The organism is Stenotrophomonas sp. SI-NJAU-1 (genome assembly GCF_020883215.1).
Taxonomy (GTDB): Bacteria; Pseudomonadota; Gammaproteobacteria; order Xanthomonadales; family Xanthomonadaceae; genus Stenotrophomonas; species Stenotrophomonas indicatrix.
Genome location: NZ_CP086598.1, coordinates 1,995,338 through 2,008,923, shown reverse-complemented (window position 1 = coordinate 2,008,923; position 13,586 = coordinate 1,995,338). Strand labels below are relative to the sequence as shown.

The 13,586-nt window shown below is 65.8% G+C and carries 8 protein-coding genes; 2 read left to right on the top strand and 6 right to left on the bottom strand.

Annotated elements, in window-relative coordinates:
• Positions 1 to 13 precede the first annotated feature (13 nt).
• The 6 genes from LMF57_RS09305 to recJ all read right to left on the bottom strand — a co-directional run bounded on the left by LMF57_RS09305 (position 14) and on the right by recJ (position 11,337).
• Positions 14 to 445 (bottom strand): Imm26 family immunity protein, encoded by a 432-nt coding sequence (locus LMF57_RS09305; RefSeq protein ID WP_117310311.1) that lies wholly within the window; start codon positions 443 to 445, stop codon positions 14 to 16.
• Between the two features lie 4 nt (positions 446 to 449).
• Positions 450 to 4,967 (bottom strand): RHS repeat-associated core domain-containing protein, encoded by a 4,518-nt coding sequence (locus tag LMF57_RS09300; RefSeq protein ID WP_229291277.1) that lies wholly within the window; start codon positions 4,965 to 4,967, stop codon positions 450 to 452.
• Between the two features lie 19 nt (positions 4,968 to 4,986).
• On the bottom strand, positions 4,987 to 5,115 hold the full coding sequence (locus LMF57_RS20160) for a hypothetical protein (protein WP_267491786.1): 129 nt from the start codon (positions 5,113 to 5,115) through the stop codon (positions 4,987 to 4,989).
• Positions 5,112 to 6,728 (bottom strand): hypothetical protein, encoded by a 1,617-nt coding sequence (locus LMF57_RS09295; protein ID WP_229291276.1) that lies wholly within the window; start codon positions 6,726 to 6,728, stop codon positions 5,112 to 5,114. The genes LMF57_RS20160 and LMF57_RS09295 overlap by 4 nt, the downstream gene beginning before the upstream one ends.
• Positions 6,729 to 6,747: 19 nt before the next feature.
• A complete protein-coding gene (tssI, locus tag LMF57_RS09290) occupies positions 6,748 to 8,991 on the bottom strand; it encodes a type VI secretion system tip protein TssI/VgrG (RefSeq protein WP_229291275.1) in 2,244 nt (747 codons plus the stop codon).
• A gap of 588 nt (positions 8,992 to 9,579) precedes the next feature.
• The gene (gene recJ, locus LMF57_RS09285; RefSeq protein WP_229291274.1) at positions 9,580 to 11,337 is read right to left on the bottom strand and encodes a single-stranded-DNA-specific exonuclease RecJ; all 1,758 of its coding nucleotides are present in this window, start codon (positions 11,335 to 11,337) and stop codon (positions 9,580 to 9,582) included.
• A 123-nt stretch (positions 11,338 to 11,460) separates the two neighbouring features.
• On the opposite strand from recJ, the gene LMF57_RS09280 reads away from it, so the two are divergent.
• Positions 11,461 to 12,501 (top strand): DUF1176 domain-containing protein, encoded by a 1,041-nt coding sequence (locus tag LMF57_RS09280; RefSeq protein WP_229291273.1) that lies wholly within the window; start codon positions 11,461 to 11,463, stop codon positions 12,499 to 12,501.
• A gap of 16 nt (positions 12,502 to 12,517) precedes the next feature.
• Complete coding sequence (locus tag LMF57_RS09275; RefSeq protein WP_229291272.1) at positions 12,518 to 13,567, top strand: DUF1176 domain-containing protein; 1,050 nt, start codon at positions 12,518 to 12,520, stop codon at positions 13,565 to 13,567.
• Positions 13,568 to 13,586: the final 19 nt, after the last annotated feature.

Here is a 13,586-nt window from a genome sequence, read left to right as displayed (position 1 = left end):
CATACACACAAGCCTAAACCCGGCCTGCAAGTGCTTCCTCAAGGACTTCAGCGATGTATTCCGCAAACTGCGGCATGGACGAGGCACAATCTCTTCTGTGGCATTCAGGTACAACCTCTCCACTGAGATTGACGTAAGTACGCTTTGCGGGAAGTCCCCGATAGAAGACCAGCGATTTCAGATCCGGCAATGCATCCATCACGCCCTTCTGCAGAATAGGCCAACTGCCATCCTCGATACGAAGCGTCACGATATTGTGAACGGGCATCACTTCATCAAAATCAACAACCGAATCCGTCATTTCCGGGACGCCCAATTGCAGGTCAATGAACTGCGCCAGCCTCCATCGATCGGAAATATGAATGATCCGACCCACTCCATAGCCGCCCTTGGGCAGCGGAACGGCAAACACGTCACCAACCTCAACTTTGAACTTCTTTGGCATTCAATTACCCTCGGCATGCTGGCAAATTCACACTTGACCCTGGCGAGTCGGCACTGAGGGTATCGTAGTACGCACGAAATGCCTTGCCACGATCATCCGTACGATTGATATCAAACCCCACTTGCCGATTGCCCTCCGCGCCTGGACCGAATGGCTGGCCTCGTTGCGATGTCTTGATCGTGCCATGCGTGTCTATGTAGAACTGCTCTTTGCCTCGTGCCTCAGCATAGTTTGCAGCAGCATCCAGCTCGATACTTTCCAATGCACCATGCAAGCGGCCGCTGGTCTGATGTTCATTCATTCGCTCGAAATAGCGTGAGTGCTCGGTGAGTCCAACGTACTTCACTTGGCCGCTTTTTCGATCAACCAAAGCATAGATGGTGTAGCCCTGACCATCTGCACCGGTGTGGTCCAGTGCTGTCAATCCCAATGGATCGATCCAGCTGGTTGTGTTCGGCCCGAACGCATGAAGGTTTACGCCCGGTATCGTACCTAGTGGATCTCGGCTGGTGTAGCTGGCCGACGTCGCATCGAAGTACCGGAAACGGTTGTAGTGCAGTCCGGTTTCTTCGTCGAAGTACTGCCCTTGAAGACGAAGCGGGTTACATAGTGGCCCAGGCTCAGTCGCCTCCACTCCGCCTGATGCGTTGTAGCGCGCCGCCCAAAGGACCATGCCGTATCGATCAGTGATCCTTGTCGGCGCGCCGTTGGGTTCGTTGTGATAGAAATAGAGCTGCGACCACCCAGCATGCTGACCGGAGCCTGCAGTCCGCGCTGCGCTGCCGGTTTCCACGGACTGTTCGCTACCAGGATGCAGTGGGAGTTGCGCTGACCTTGGAGATCTTGCAGCAGATCCACCAAGCACCACAGCTCCCAATGCGCCACCTGAAAGGCCCCCAATTCGAAGTTCGCTGACAGGCTGGACAGAACGGCTCGTCTGAATGACAGGGCCCTCCACTACGGCAGGCGGTGACAGGCGGGGCGGAGCTGAGTCTGAAGATTCCCCGCCCACAGCACTATGCGGACCTATAGACATCAGGCCGGTCACATCGTGACCGCACTGACTGAACAGCGCCAACGGCACAAACGTCCCCGGGTAGTACACATACTCCCGCACCCGCTCATGCAACCGCTCCAGCCGCCGCTGCCGCCGCCTCATCTCCACCAGGCTGGCCACATTCCCCACCCACACCGGCGCCGCCTCTTCGGCATCGTTGGCCTGCTGCACTTCACCCAGCAGCGCATTGCCATCCCAGAAGAACCACGTCGTCTGCGTCGGGTTGCGCTTGAACACGCGCCGTCCCAGCGGGTCATAGCCATAGTACGTTGACAGTCCGTTGCGGCGGCTCTCCGCCAACCGATGGTTGGCATCCCAGATCAGCGCCAGGTCATCCGGCGCATCCCCATGGGGCGCGCCCTTGCGCACCAGATCGCCCGCCCGATCAAACACGTAGTGCACGCCCTGGTACGTTCCCTCGCGCGTCCAGGTGGTCAGGTCATCGTCGTCGCCGCCCACCACCTTGCGCGCCTGCACCTGCTTCACCTCGGTGCGCAGCCGGTCGCCCGCCGGGTCGTTGAAGTAGCGCTCCACCTTCCCCTTCGGGTCGATGTGCTGCAGCAGGCGCCCGATCGCGTCGTAGCGGTACTCGTCCACGCCTTGCGCGCTGTCGCTGCGCCGGGTCAGGTTGCCACTGCGGTCGTAGTCGTAGCGGGTCTCGAACAGCGGCGCAGCGTCCTTCAGTATCGACTGCGAGGTCAGCAGGTTTCGGCTGTCGTAGGTGAACTCGCGCTGCAACTGCGGGCTCAACTGCTCACGCGTGGTACGACCCAGCGCATCGCGCTCCATCGAGATCGGCGATTCGTCATTGATGGCCACCGATACGGTCTGGTCGCGCAGGTCATAGCCAAACGCTACGCGGTTGCCGGCCGAGGTCTCGCGCAGTACGCGGTTGCCGACTTCATCATAGGCGTAGCCCACGCGGAAGCCGTCCTGCAGTTCTTCCAGCAGCCGGCCAAGCGGGTCATAACGGCGCTTCACCGTACGCGCCGGATTGCGCAGCTCGACAATCTGTCCCTGCACGTCGTAGACGAAATGCTCCTGCACCTGTCGTCCAGGATGACGCACGTCGGGCAACGTCTTGCGGGTGATGCGCCCGAGCTTGTCGGTGCTGAAGGCGATGCGCTGCCCAAGCGGATCCACGGTGGCCGTCAGTCGTCCGGCCGCATCATAGGTGTAGCGCCGCGACTGGCCCCAGTAGTCGACCTCCTCGACGATGCGTCCCAGCGCATCGCGCACCAGCTGGTAGGTTTCGCCGCGCTGGTTGATGACCGCGACCAGCTGCTCTTCGGTGTCGTAGCGGTATTCCACGCTGTGGCCATCAGCCTGCAGGCGCTTGCCGATCTGGCCGATGCCCACGTACTGCAGCCGCGTCTGCGCGCCGGCCTCATCGGTATAGCGCACCAGCTGGTCTTCAGCATCGTACTCGCAGCGCACACCATTGCCGTCCGGGCCAGCAGTGGCCAGCAGTCGCCCCTTGGCGTCGTACTCGTAGCGGCTGGCCTGTCCCAACGGATCCACCTGGCACAGCAGATTGCCGAGCGGATCATGCTCAAAGCGGCTCTCATGGCCGAGGGCATCGATGACCGCTGCCACCAGCCCATGGCGGTCATAGCGCAGGCGTGTCACTGCCTGGCGGGCATTGGTCTGCGACTGCAACTGGCCCTGCTTGTCGTAGTCGAACCGGGTGATCGCACCCAACGGGTCGGTCTGGCTGACCAGCAGGCCTTGGCCATCGTACGCCTGCTGCCAGTCGACGCCATCCGGCGTACGCAGCGACACCATGTGGTCGTCCAGGTCGTACTCCATCTGGATCGAGGTGCCGTCGGCGCGGGTCAGGCAGACCAGGTTGCCATGCGCATCATAGGCAAACGCCGTTCGCAGTCCTTCCGGATCGGTCACCGCCACGGTCCGCCCGAAATCGTCGTACTCGAACAGCGTCACGCCATCGAGCGGATCGATCTCGCACAGCGGCAGCTGGTTCTCGTCGAACTTGACCACGCTCAGGTGCCCGAGCGAGTCGGTCACCCGGGTCTCGCGCAGCAGCTCGTCGTACTCGAAGTGATAATCGTAGAGACCACCATCGCCCCACGAATGCACCACCCTGCCCTGCGCGTCGAACGCGTAGTGGAAGGACAGGCCAACACGGTCAGTGTGCCGCACCAGGCGGTGCTGTTCGTAGGCAAAGGTGCGCGGCGCCCCGAGCGCATCCACCGCCGCCAACAGATCACCCTCGCCACTGTAGCGGTAGCTCACCAGCGGATGCACCAGGCCGGTGGCCGGGTCATGCAGCGCCATGCGGTCGATGCGACCGTGCCGCGCCTCCACGTCGATGAAGCGACCCTGCAGGTCACCGATGCCACTCTCGACGATGCGCACCAGATGGCCGTCGCGACGCTCGAACCGCCAGTGGTTGCCGTGCGCGTCCTCGATGCGCTCGATCGGCCAGGACTGTGGGTTCGGCAGCGCGCTCACGCCCGCAGGCAGTTCACCGCCGAACACATACCGCAGCCCGCTCTTGAACCGGACCTGCCACTGTCCCCGGCGTCGCAGCAGGCGCGCGCCGTCGACGAAATCGAGGATCGCTCCGGCCTCGCCATCGGCCGGCGGCAGCTCCGGGAAGAAGGCGGCCTGGTCCGGCCCGGACAGCCAGACGCTGCCGTCTTCCAGCAGCTCCAGACGGATGTCGGCCGGCGTCTGCCAGCCCGCGCCGCATTGGCCGGGTTCGCCCGCCCGCCGCGAACCGTAGCTGCGCTGCCAGACGAATGAAAGCCGCCCCGGAATATCGAAGTCCTGGTGGCTGACCACCACGCTGCCATCGCGGATATCCACCGGCTCGGCACGTAGCACCTTGCACTTCAGGAAGCCCGACGGCAGATGCCCCCATTTGCCGCGCCGCCAATTGGCAAAGGCATCCATCTTCTTGCGGAAGAACGCACTCTTGCGCAGCTTGCCCAGACCGGCGAACGCCGCGCGGAACGCCAGCGCGGTCCATGACACTGTCGGCGGCCCTCCCACCTTGACGCTGGTGGGAATGGCCACGTTGAGGCCGGTCGGCAGTGACATCGCCCGAAGTGGCTTCTTCGGCTTCTTCATCCGGAACGGGTTGATCATGCCGGCCAGATTGCAGTCCAGCACTGGCATGGCCAGCCGCGAGAACGGCTCGCCATCGGCCGACACGGTACGGCTGCCCATGAAGATTTCTTCGCCGTCGAACTGCGGGCCCATCGGCGCCGCCAGTGGCGGGCCCCACACCCCCAGCGGGATGTGGATGTCCAGGCCGCCGGTCCCGGCGGTGCCGCGATGCACACCGTTGACCTTGATGGTCGAGCCGATGAACGGAATGTAGTCGAACGGATCCAGCACCAGGCCGATGTGCGGGGTCGGCAACGGGCACGGCGGCACCGCGTACATGTGGATGTCGATGCCCAGCTGCGGATCGAAATGCTTGGCGGCGATGCTCACGGCAACACTCCCTGTTGCTTCACAAAGCGCGGAACAACGCGCGCAGGAACGCCTTTACTTCGTCACGGTATTCGGCGCTGATCCAGGTCACGACGATGATGCCCAGCACGATGGCCACCAGCATCAACACGGTCTTCTTCGACTTCATGCAACAGCCACTCCTGTAACGGCGGGCCCGGCTGGCGCCACCACGGGCGGCTGCAGCAGGCCACTGGGGTCGGGCAACGGCTGCATCGCCGGTGGCTCGCTCCACACCGGTATCTCATGATCGAGCGGGTGTTCGATGGCCGGCAGGCCGTTCCAGCCCGGGTCGAGAAAGTCGCGGCCGACGGCCACGATCTTGCGGAAGAATTCGTCGCCGCCCTGGATCAGGCGCTCGCGCTCCTGCTGGGCGCGGTGGAAACCACGCTCCAGCGTGGAATCGAGCTCGGCGTCGATGGCATCCAGCGCCGGACGCGGGGGACGCGGGCCGAGGGCGCGCCCCTGCGCGTCGGCTTTCTCCAGCAGGCCGGTGCTGGCCTGCAGGTAGTCGGTGGCGACCTGCTGCAGTTGTTCGCAGCGTCGTGCGTCCTGAAGCTGCAGCAGATCCCACAATGCCTGGGGCAGCGTCGTGGCCTTGCGGTCAGCCGGCGCCAGCGGCTTGGCGATGCGGATCGCTTCCAGCAGCTGCGTGCGCGCGGCCTCGCGCTGGCCCGCCTGCAGCTGGCACCAGCCGGCCATGCGCTGGCCCTCCAGCGCGAACATCGGGTGCGGAATGCTGGCTGCCGACGCCGAGGCCTGAAGGTAGGTCTGCGCGGCGCGCTGGGGCTGTTTGGCCGCCAACCAGCAGCCGGCCTCGCCGAACCAGCTCTGCATCACCAGTTCCGGCGCGGCCGGGTTTCCGCCCAGCCGTGCGCCCTCGGCCGCACTGCGGGCCTGCCGGTAGCTGTTGATCGCCTGGCCGTGATCGCCGTGCTTCAACCATGCACCGGCCACCATCATCTGCACCACCGACTGCTGGTCCTGCCAGCCGTGCCGCATCGCCAGTCCCTGTGCACGTTCGGCACGGGCAACAACCTGGGAGGGGCTGCCGCGTTCGAGCAGCAGCATCAGGTCGGCCAGCAGCTGCCGGTACAGCACTTCCGGGCCACGGCCGCCAGACTGCGCGGCGGTATCGCGGGCAATGCCGAACATGTCGATCGGCGCGGTGACGATCCGTGCGGCCTCGCCATGACGCTCCAGCAACGGCTGCCAGCGCGGATCTTCCTCGGTGTCGACCAGCACCAGGCGCAGGCGTGGGCCGGGGCCGGCGGCCAGCGCGGTATCCATCCAGCGCTCGAAACCTTCGCCGGGCACGCAGCGCTCGGGCTCCAGCACCGCCGCCAGCAGGCGCAGGTGCTCGCCGTGGTGATCGATGAAGCTCTCCAGCACCTCGACCACGCCTTGGGCGCTGTCCGGGTGCCCTTCATGCGGGCCGCGCCAGCCGAGCGGCACCTGCTGCGCGCGCAGTTCATCCTGGCTGGCGAGGTAGCGGTCCAGCAGGTCCTGCTTTACCTGGCGGCTGTAGCGGAAGCCTAGTTCATAGGCGCTGTCGATACGCAGGAAGTAGTCCGGCGTATCGCGGCCGGCATCGTGGCGCTGCATCTCGAAGAATGCGGCCAGCAGCCGGCTGGCCGCAGCCGGCAAGCGCCAGACCAGCAGGCGCCGGCTGCTGTCGGCGGTGGCTTCCAGCCAGGCATCGCGCAATGCATTCAGGCCGCGCAGCATGGGGGTATCCTGCATCGTGTTTCTCCCGTGCGGCTCAGCAGTTGAGCTTGATCTCGCTGCCATTGACCGAGACACCACCGGCATCGATCACCACCTCCGAACCACCGGCGGTGATCTTGATGGCGCTGTCGGTGATCTCGATGACCGAGCCACCGACCTTGGTGGACAGCTTGACCGCCGACTCCAGGCTCATCGCGCCGTCCGAGCCCTGGCTGTGTGTACCGGTCACGTCCTGGCTGAAATTGCCAGTGACATCGATCACCCGCTCGCCGACATTGCTGTCGTCCACCTTGCCCTGCACCTTGCGCTTGTCCTGGCCGGTGATGGTCACTTCGCGCGCGGCCTGCAGCGTTTCGGTGACCAGGCCACCCACGGTGCGGCTGGAGGTGGAGGTGATGGTCTCGGTCCACGTGCCGGTGCGCTGACTGGTGAAGTTGCCGGTCAGGGTGGTCTTGAAGTCGCCGGTGATGGTTTCGGTATAGCCGGCCGCGGAGATCGTCTTGGTCTCCCCTGCTTCGTACTTCTCGGTCACCGCGCCGGTCACATTGGTGGTGCGGGTGCCGGTGACGCCGAGCGTGTCGGTGCCGGTGACCGTGATGCCACGGTTGCCGCCGACGCTGATGTCCTGGTTGGCGCCGACGTCCATTCGATGGTTGACCGACACCGATGTGGACTTGTTGTTCTTGACGCTGGCGTTCTGGTCGTTGAGCACGGTGGTGACCATGTCACGCTGCGCGCGCATGTTCAGCAGCTCGCCGCCAGCGCCGTCGTGCATGGTGATCTCGTTCCAGCCAGCGCCCTTGACCGTCTTCGACTTCAGGCCGCTGACCTCCATGCCGAACGGCGGCATGTTGTCTTCGTTGTAGACGCGGCCGGTGATGATCGGGCGGTCCGGGTCACCATCGAGGAAATCGACGATCACTTCCTGGCCGACGCGCGGCGGCGACACGCCGCCCATGTCGGCGCCTGCCCACGGACTCGCGCTGCGGATCCAGCACGAGGCATTCTCGCGGCGATCGAGCTGGCGGTCCCAATGGAACTGCACTTTCACCCGGCCGTAGCGGTCGGCATGCAGCTCTTCCCCCGGCGGACCGACCACGGTGGCGGTCTGCGGGCCCGGCATGCGCGGCCACGGCGTGCGTCGCAGTGGGCGGTACGGAATGCGTCGGCGCAGCACTTCGGCCTGCACCTCCACGCTGGGGGCTTCAGCGCTGCCGAAATCGGCAGCGAAATTGTTGTGCCCTTCGCGCTGCACGCTGACCACGAAGAAGCTGCGATCAGTATCATCACGGCCGATGAAATCCGGGTGCCGCTCCAGTTCGAAGCAGGAGCCCGCGTCGAGCTCACCGGCATTGCCGGCGCATTCAAACAACTTGGTCGGCCAGGCCACCTCTTCATTGCGCACCGCCGCCAAGGCCTGGCCGATGCGACTGTTGGTGAAGCGGGCCGCGCCATCGTAACGGTACTGCTCCAGCGGCGGCAGCAGGCCCAGCGGCACCTGGTTGCCTTGGTTGCCATCCAACGCCTGGCTGGGCTGCTTGAAGTCGAAGCTGCGCAGGGTCTGCACGCTGGGCCCGACCCGGCGGCGTGCGCCCCAGCGGTGCAACCCGGTGCTGGCCAGCGTGCCCTGGTCGGACACGAAGGCGATCGGCCGTGGTTCACCGTGCACGGTACTCAGCGTCGAATCATCGCTGATCACCATCGTGTGGCCTTCGTCATCGTGCACGAAGCTGTAGTACAGCCCGGCGTCCTCCAGCAGACGGCTGACGAAGGCGAAATCCGATTCGTTGTACTGCACGCAGTACGGCAACGGCGGCAGCTTGCCGGCGTTGAGGTCGTAGCGGAACTTCGCCAGCTGCGCGTAGCTGCCGAACACCTCCTCGATGATCTGCAGCACGCTCCGGTCCTGGAAGATGCGGCAGTTGCAGGTGTAGTCGAGGAAGGCGAACCAGGGCGCCAGCTCGGCGCGATAGGCGCTGAACTGGGCCTGCTGCCCGGTACTGGCGAACTCGCGCACGTAGCCGTGCACGCTGCGGTTGCCGAACTCATCGCCCAGCTGCAGGCGCAGCGGCTGGCCGACCAGTTGCTTCAGTTCCAGCCGTGGCTGGATCGAGAGCAGGTCGATGCGGTAGGTGAACGGGTTCGACACCGCCTCGTTGCCATCGAAGCGCTTGACCAGGAACGTGTCCGGATCCAAAGCGGTTTCGACGCGGATCAGGCGTCGGTCCTGGTGCAGGCGCTGCAGGGCGGCGCCAGGGAGCAGTGATTCGGCGTACATCGGGCGTTCCGTCGTCCCATGTTGGTCGTGGGCCGACTTTGCCATTGCCGTGTGACATGCGCCAGCTTTTTGACGCACCTGCCCATGGATAAGGAGATGAATTCATTAAGAAAATTGAATATAGTGCAAATCCTGTCACAGATTGGCCGGTTTTGCGCCGGGCTGTTCAGGCGCGCGGCAGCAGGGCACCCTGTGCCTCCGCTCTCGAAGGACCTGTAGGCGCCCGTCGTATCTGCTGACCCTGCTGGCCGCGTCAATGCCAGCCGGTGCCGCCACCGCGGCGGCCTTTCCGTTCACCCATCACGACTGGACACTGGCCTCTGACAGCACCCGCACCTGCCGCGCAGCCGGCTACAGCAGGATGAAGGGGACACAGCGCCACTGTCCGTGCTGCTGACCCGCGCGGCCGGGCCCGGCTAACGCGTCGAGGCGGAACTGATTCTGGGCCAGTACGGCGAGGAAATGACGCTACCTCCGGCCTGTGCCGGCCGCTGATCCCCGGCGGTGCATGGGAGATGCCCATCGTCAGCAGGATCCAGCGCTGGGAGCGATGACTGCCTCGCGCCTGCGACTGCGCGAGGCGATCGCTCAGGCCGGCAGGCGGTGCTCGACGATCAGCTGGATCGCCGCGCCACCACGGTAGTCATCGCAGGCCAGGCGATAGGCCAGATGAACATGCTTGCCTGGCGCATTACCGTGCCAGCCACCGAAGTGGATCGCATTGATTGTGCCCGGCACGCCGGGCAGGCGCAGTTCCAGCTTCAGATGCCGCTCCTTCAGCACGCGCCAGTTGGCCACTTCGAAATGGCCGTCGAACAGCGGCTCGGGAAAGCCCTGCCCCCATGGCCCGGCCAGGCGCAGCGCATCGGCATGGCGATGATCGAGTTCGTCCGCGGCCAGTTCGCCGTCGCTGAGCACCTGCTGCTGCAGTGCAGCCGGGTCGAGCATTTCCAGCACGGTGGCAACGAAGGTGGCTTCGAAGGCGGCCAGATGATCCAGTCGCATGCTCAACCCGGCAGCCATCGCGTGACCGCCGAAGCGTTCGATCAAGCCGGGATGGCGCGCATCGACCAGCGCCAGCGCATCACGGATATGCAGGCCGGCGATCGAACGCGCCGAGCCGCGCAGGGTGTCGGCGCCCGGCTCGGACGGGGCGAACGCGATCACCGGCCGATGCAGGCGATCCTTCATCTTCGACGCAACCAGGCCAACCACGCCGGGGTGCCAGTCAGCATCGAACAGACAGGCCGCCACCGGGCGCTGCCCTGCGGTGTCGAGCACCACCCGCGACAGCGCGTGTTCGGCGTCATCGGTCATCGACTGCTGGACCGCACGCCGCTCGGCGTTGATCTGTTCCAGCGTCTGCGCGATGTCGCGGGCCTGCCGCGGATCTTCGGTGAGCAGCAGGGCGATACCCAATGCCATGTCTTCCAACCGACCGGCCGCGTTCAAGCGCGGGCCGAGCCCGAAGCCGATGTCGGTGGCGGTCAGGCGTGCGGCGTCGCGACCACTGGCTTCGATCAGCGCCTTCAGGCCGACGCAGCCCTGGCCATTGCGCAGCCGGCGCAATCCCGCGCTGACCAGAGCGCGGTTGTTGGCATCGAGCACCACCAGGTCGGCCACTGTGCCCACCGCCACCAGGTCCAGCAGCGTGGTCAGGTCCGGTCCTTTGCCATCGGCAAATACCCCCGCTTCGCGCATCCGCCGGCGCAGCGCCATCAGCACGTAGAAGATCACGCCGACGCCGGCCAGCGCCTTGCTGGGGAAGGCGTCGCCGTCCAGGTTCGGGTCCACGATGACATCGGCCGGTGGCAGCTGCGGGCCGGGCAGATGGTGATCGGTCACCAGCACCTGCCAGCCACGCGCCTTGGCCGCGGTCACGCCGGCATGGCAGGCAATGCCGTGATCGACGGTGACCAGCAGATCCGGCTGCAGCGCAGCCAGCTCGTCCACCAGTGACGGCGACAGACCATAGCCGTGCACCATGCGGTTGGGGACTGCGTGGAACACGTGCTGCGCGCCGAGCATGCGCAGACCGCGCACACCGACCGCACAGGCGGTGGCGCCGTCGCAGTCGAAATCACCGACTACCAGGATGCGCTTGTCGGCGGCGATGGCTTCGATCAGCAGGCCCACCGCATCATCGATGCCGGTCAGCAGCTCGGGCGCGTGGAGGCTGCCCAGTTTCGGCAGCGCCAGCTCTGGCGTTCCCGCGCCGCGGCTGGCATAGAGTCGCGCCAGCAATGGCAGCGTGCCCTCTGGCCAGCTGCCGGGCACGACCGCATCGCGGCGGCGGATCAGCGGTGTATCAGAGGGCGGCAGCGCAGCATCGGCGGCAAGGGACATCGGCATCGCCGGGTTGCGGAAGACCGGGCAATGATAGCGCGGGGGCGAGCGCCCGACCGCAGCCCATTGGTTTTCACGGCAACATCTTCCATGCTTGGCGGTCTTTGAAATGGATGTCAGCGCATGCATCGCACCCTCCTGCCGGCCTTGCTGGCAACCTCGCTCGCCAGCGCAGCAGCCCAGGCGGCCGCTCCCACACCGCAGCCCGGTGTGCAGTTCCAGCACAACGACTGGTCGTTGGCCTGCGACAACACCCGTACCTGCCGTGCCGCCGGCTACAGTCCCGAACAGCCGGGCAACCTGCTCAGCTTGATGCTCGAACGCGCCGCCGGACCGGGCACCCACGTGGTGGCGCGGCTGCGCAACGGCGAAGGCGACAGCCCGGCGCCGCAGGGCGCGCTGCGCCTGCGCCTGAACGGCAAGGACCTGGGACCTGTGCAGGACACCGGCGCCGAGGAAAAGATCCTGCTGAAACAAGCACAGACCGACGCGCTGGTGGCCGCCCTCCCCCGTCAGGCACGCATCGAGATCGTTGATGGCAAAGGCAAGGCGTGGCCGCTGTCGGACAGTGGTGCGGCCGCGGTACTGTTGAAGATGGACGAAGCACAAGGTCGGCTGGGTACACCGGGTGCACTGGTGCGGCGCGGCGACAAGGCCGAGAGCGGCGTACTGCCCGCCCTGCCGGTGCCGGTGATCGTGCGCGGAAAGCTGCTGGCGACACGAAATGGCGACGCGGCACTGGCGACGGCTCCCGGCCTGCGTAAGGCCCTGATCGCCAGCCTTCCGAAGCCCGACGAATGCACGCGCCTGAGCGAAGACGGCAACGATGAGATCGAGGTCGAACGGCTGGACGGGCAGCACTTGCTGGTGAGCACGACGTGCTTCATGGGGGCCTACAACTTCAGCAGCGGCTACTGGATCGTGCAGGACAAGGCCCCTTACCAGGCGCGTTTCGTGACCTCCGACGCTGAAGATTTCGAGCGCCAGGAGGCAACCCTGTCAGGTCGCTTCCGTGGTCGCGGCATCGGCGACTGCTTCTCTGGCCACGACTGGGTGTGGGATGGCCAACGCTTCGTCAACAGCAGCGACTTCACTACCGGACAATGCCGCGGCGTGGCCGGTGGGCACTGGACGCTGCCGACGCTTGTCAGCACGGTCCGCTGACCCGGAAACCTGCAACATGGCTACGCTTCGATTTCCTCTGCTGGCGCTGGCGTCACTGACGCTGGCGCCTGTCAGCTTCGCCGGCACGCCCGCGCAGGTCACGTTCCTTGAACAGAACGGGCACCTGGCATGCGACAACACCGGCACCTGCCGGATGGTGGCGTTCGGCCCACCGGCCGCGTTGATGCTGGGCGTGCTCATCGAGCGTGCCGCTGGACCAGACACCCCCGTGACGGCGCGATTGTCGCTGGCTGATGGCAGTGACGGCGCGCCCCGCAGCCCGCGGGTGCATCCAGAGGGCCGGCTGCGGCTGCATGTGGATGGCGCGGACCTGGGTGATCTCGGCCCGGTGGATGCGCTTGAGGCCGGCCTGGTTCTGGCACCACCACATGCGCAGGCGCTGCTGGATGCACTGGGGCGCGGACGGCCGGTCAGGATGACCGACACGGCCGGCCAGGCATGGCCATTGGCAGAGAGCGGTAATGCCGCACTGCTGCTGAAGATGGACGAGGTACAGGGCCGCTTGCACACCCCCGGGGCGTTGGTGGGCAAGGGTTTGCGGCCGGAATCGCAGGTGCCGGTCGCACGGGTGGCACCTCGCCTGGTGCCGCCACCACTGCTGGTTGAAGCCCACGACGAGGATGCCGCGCTGGCCGAACGTGACGATCTGCTGCAAGCGCTGCTGCCGCGCGCCGAGGCCGGCGCGGGTTGCGCTGCGGCCTCTTCCGGCCACGTACGCATCGAAAGGATCGATGCAACGCATGTGCTGGCGATGTTGAACTGCACGACCGGCCGCTACATCCGGCCAGCCGGCAGCTGGGTGATCCGCGACCGACCGCCCTTCACGCCCGTGCCGATCACCGCATCCACGCTGTTTCCGCTCTACCCGCATGCCGTGTTCCTTGAAGAAGGCCTTGCAAGCCCTACCGACCGCTGCGGGACAGACCGGCATTGGGCCTGGGATGGAACCCGCCTGGTGCTGGCGGCAACCTTCGTCGGCTGGCACTGCCTGGGCGCCGGTCAGCGCCACTGGCTACTGCCGACCTACGTTACGGAATCGCGCTAGCATCCGCCGGGCATGGCTC

What these genes read in the sequence shown, in the direction of transcription:
- tssI (WP_229291275.1), bottom strand. Translation starts at nt 8,991, where the DNA reads ATGTACGCCGAATCACTGCTCCCTGGCGCCGCCCTGCAGCGCCTGCAC.
- LMF57_RS09280 (WP_229291273.1), top strand. Translation starts at nt 11,461, where the DNA reads ATGCATCGCACCCTCCTGCCGGCCTTGCTGGCAACCTCGCTCGCCAGC.
- LMF57_RS20160 (WP_267491786.1), bottom strand. Translation starts at nt 5,115, where the DNA reads ATGAAGTCGAAGAAGACCGTGTTGATGCTGGTGGCCATCGTGCTGGGC.
- recJ (WP_229291274.1), bottom strand. Translation starts at nt 11,337, where the DNA reads ATGTCCCTTGCCGCCGATGCTGCGCTGCCGCCCTCTGATACACCGCTG.
- LMF57_RS09295 (WP_229291276.1), bottom strand. Translation starts at nt 6,728, where the DNA reads ATGCAGGATACCCCCATGCTGCGCGGCCTGAATGCATTGCGCGATGCC.
- LMF57_RS09275 (WP_229291272.1), top strand. Translation starts at nt 12,518, where the DNA reads ATGGCTACGCTTCGATTTCCTCTGCTGGCGCTGGCGTCACTGACGCTG.
- LMF57_RS09305 (WP_117310311.1), bottom strand. Translation starts at nt 445, where the DNA reads ATGCCAAAGAAGTTCAAAGTTGAGGTTGGTGACGTGTTTGCCGTTCCG.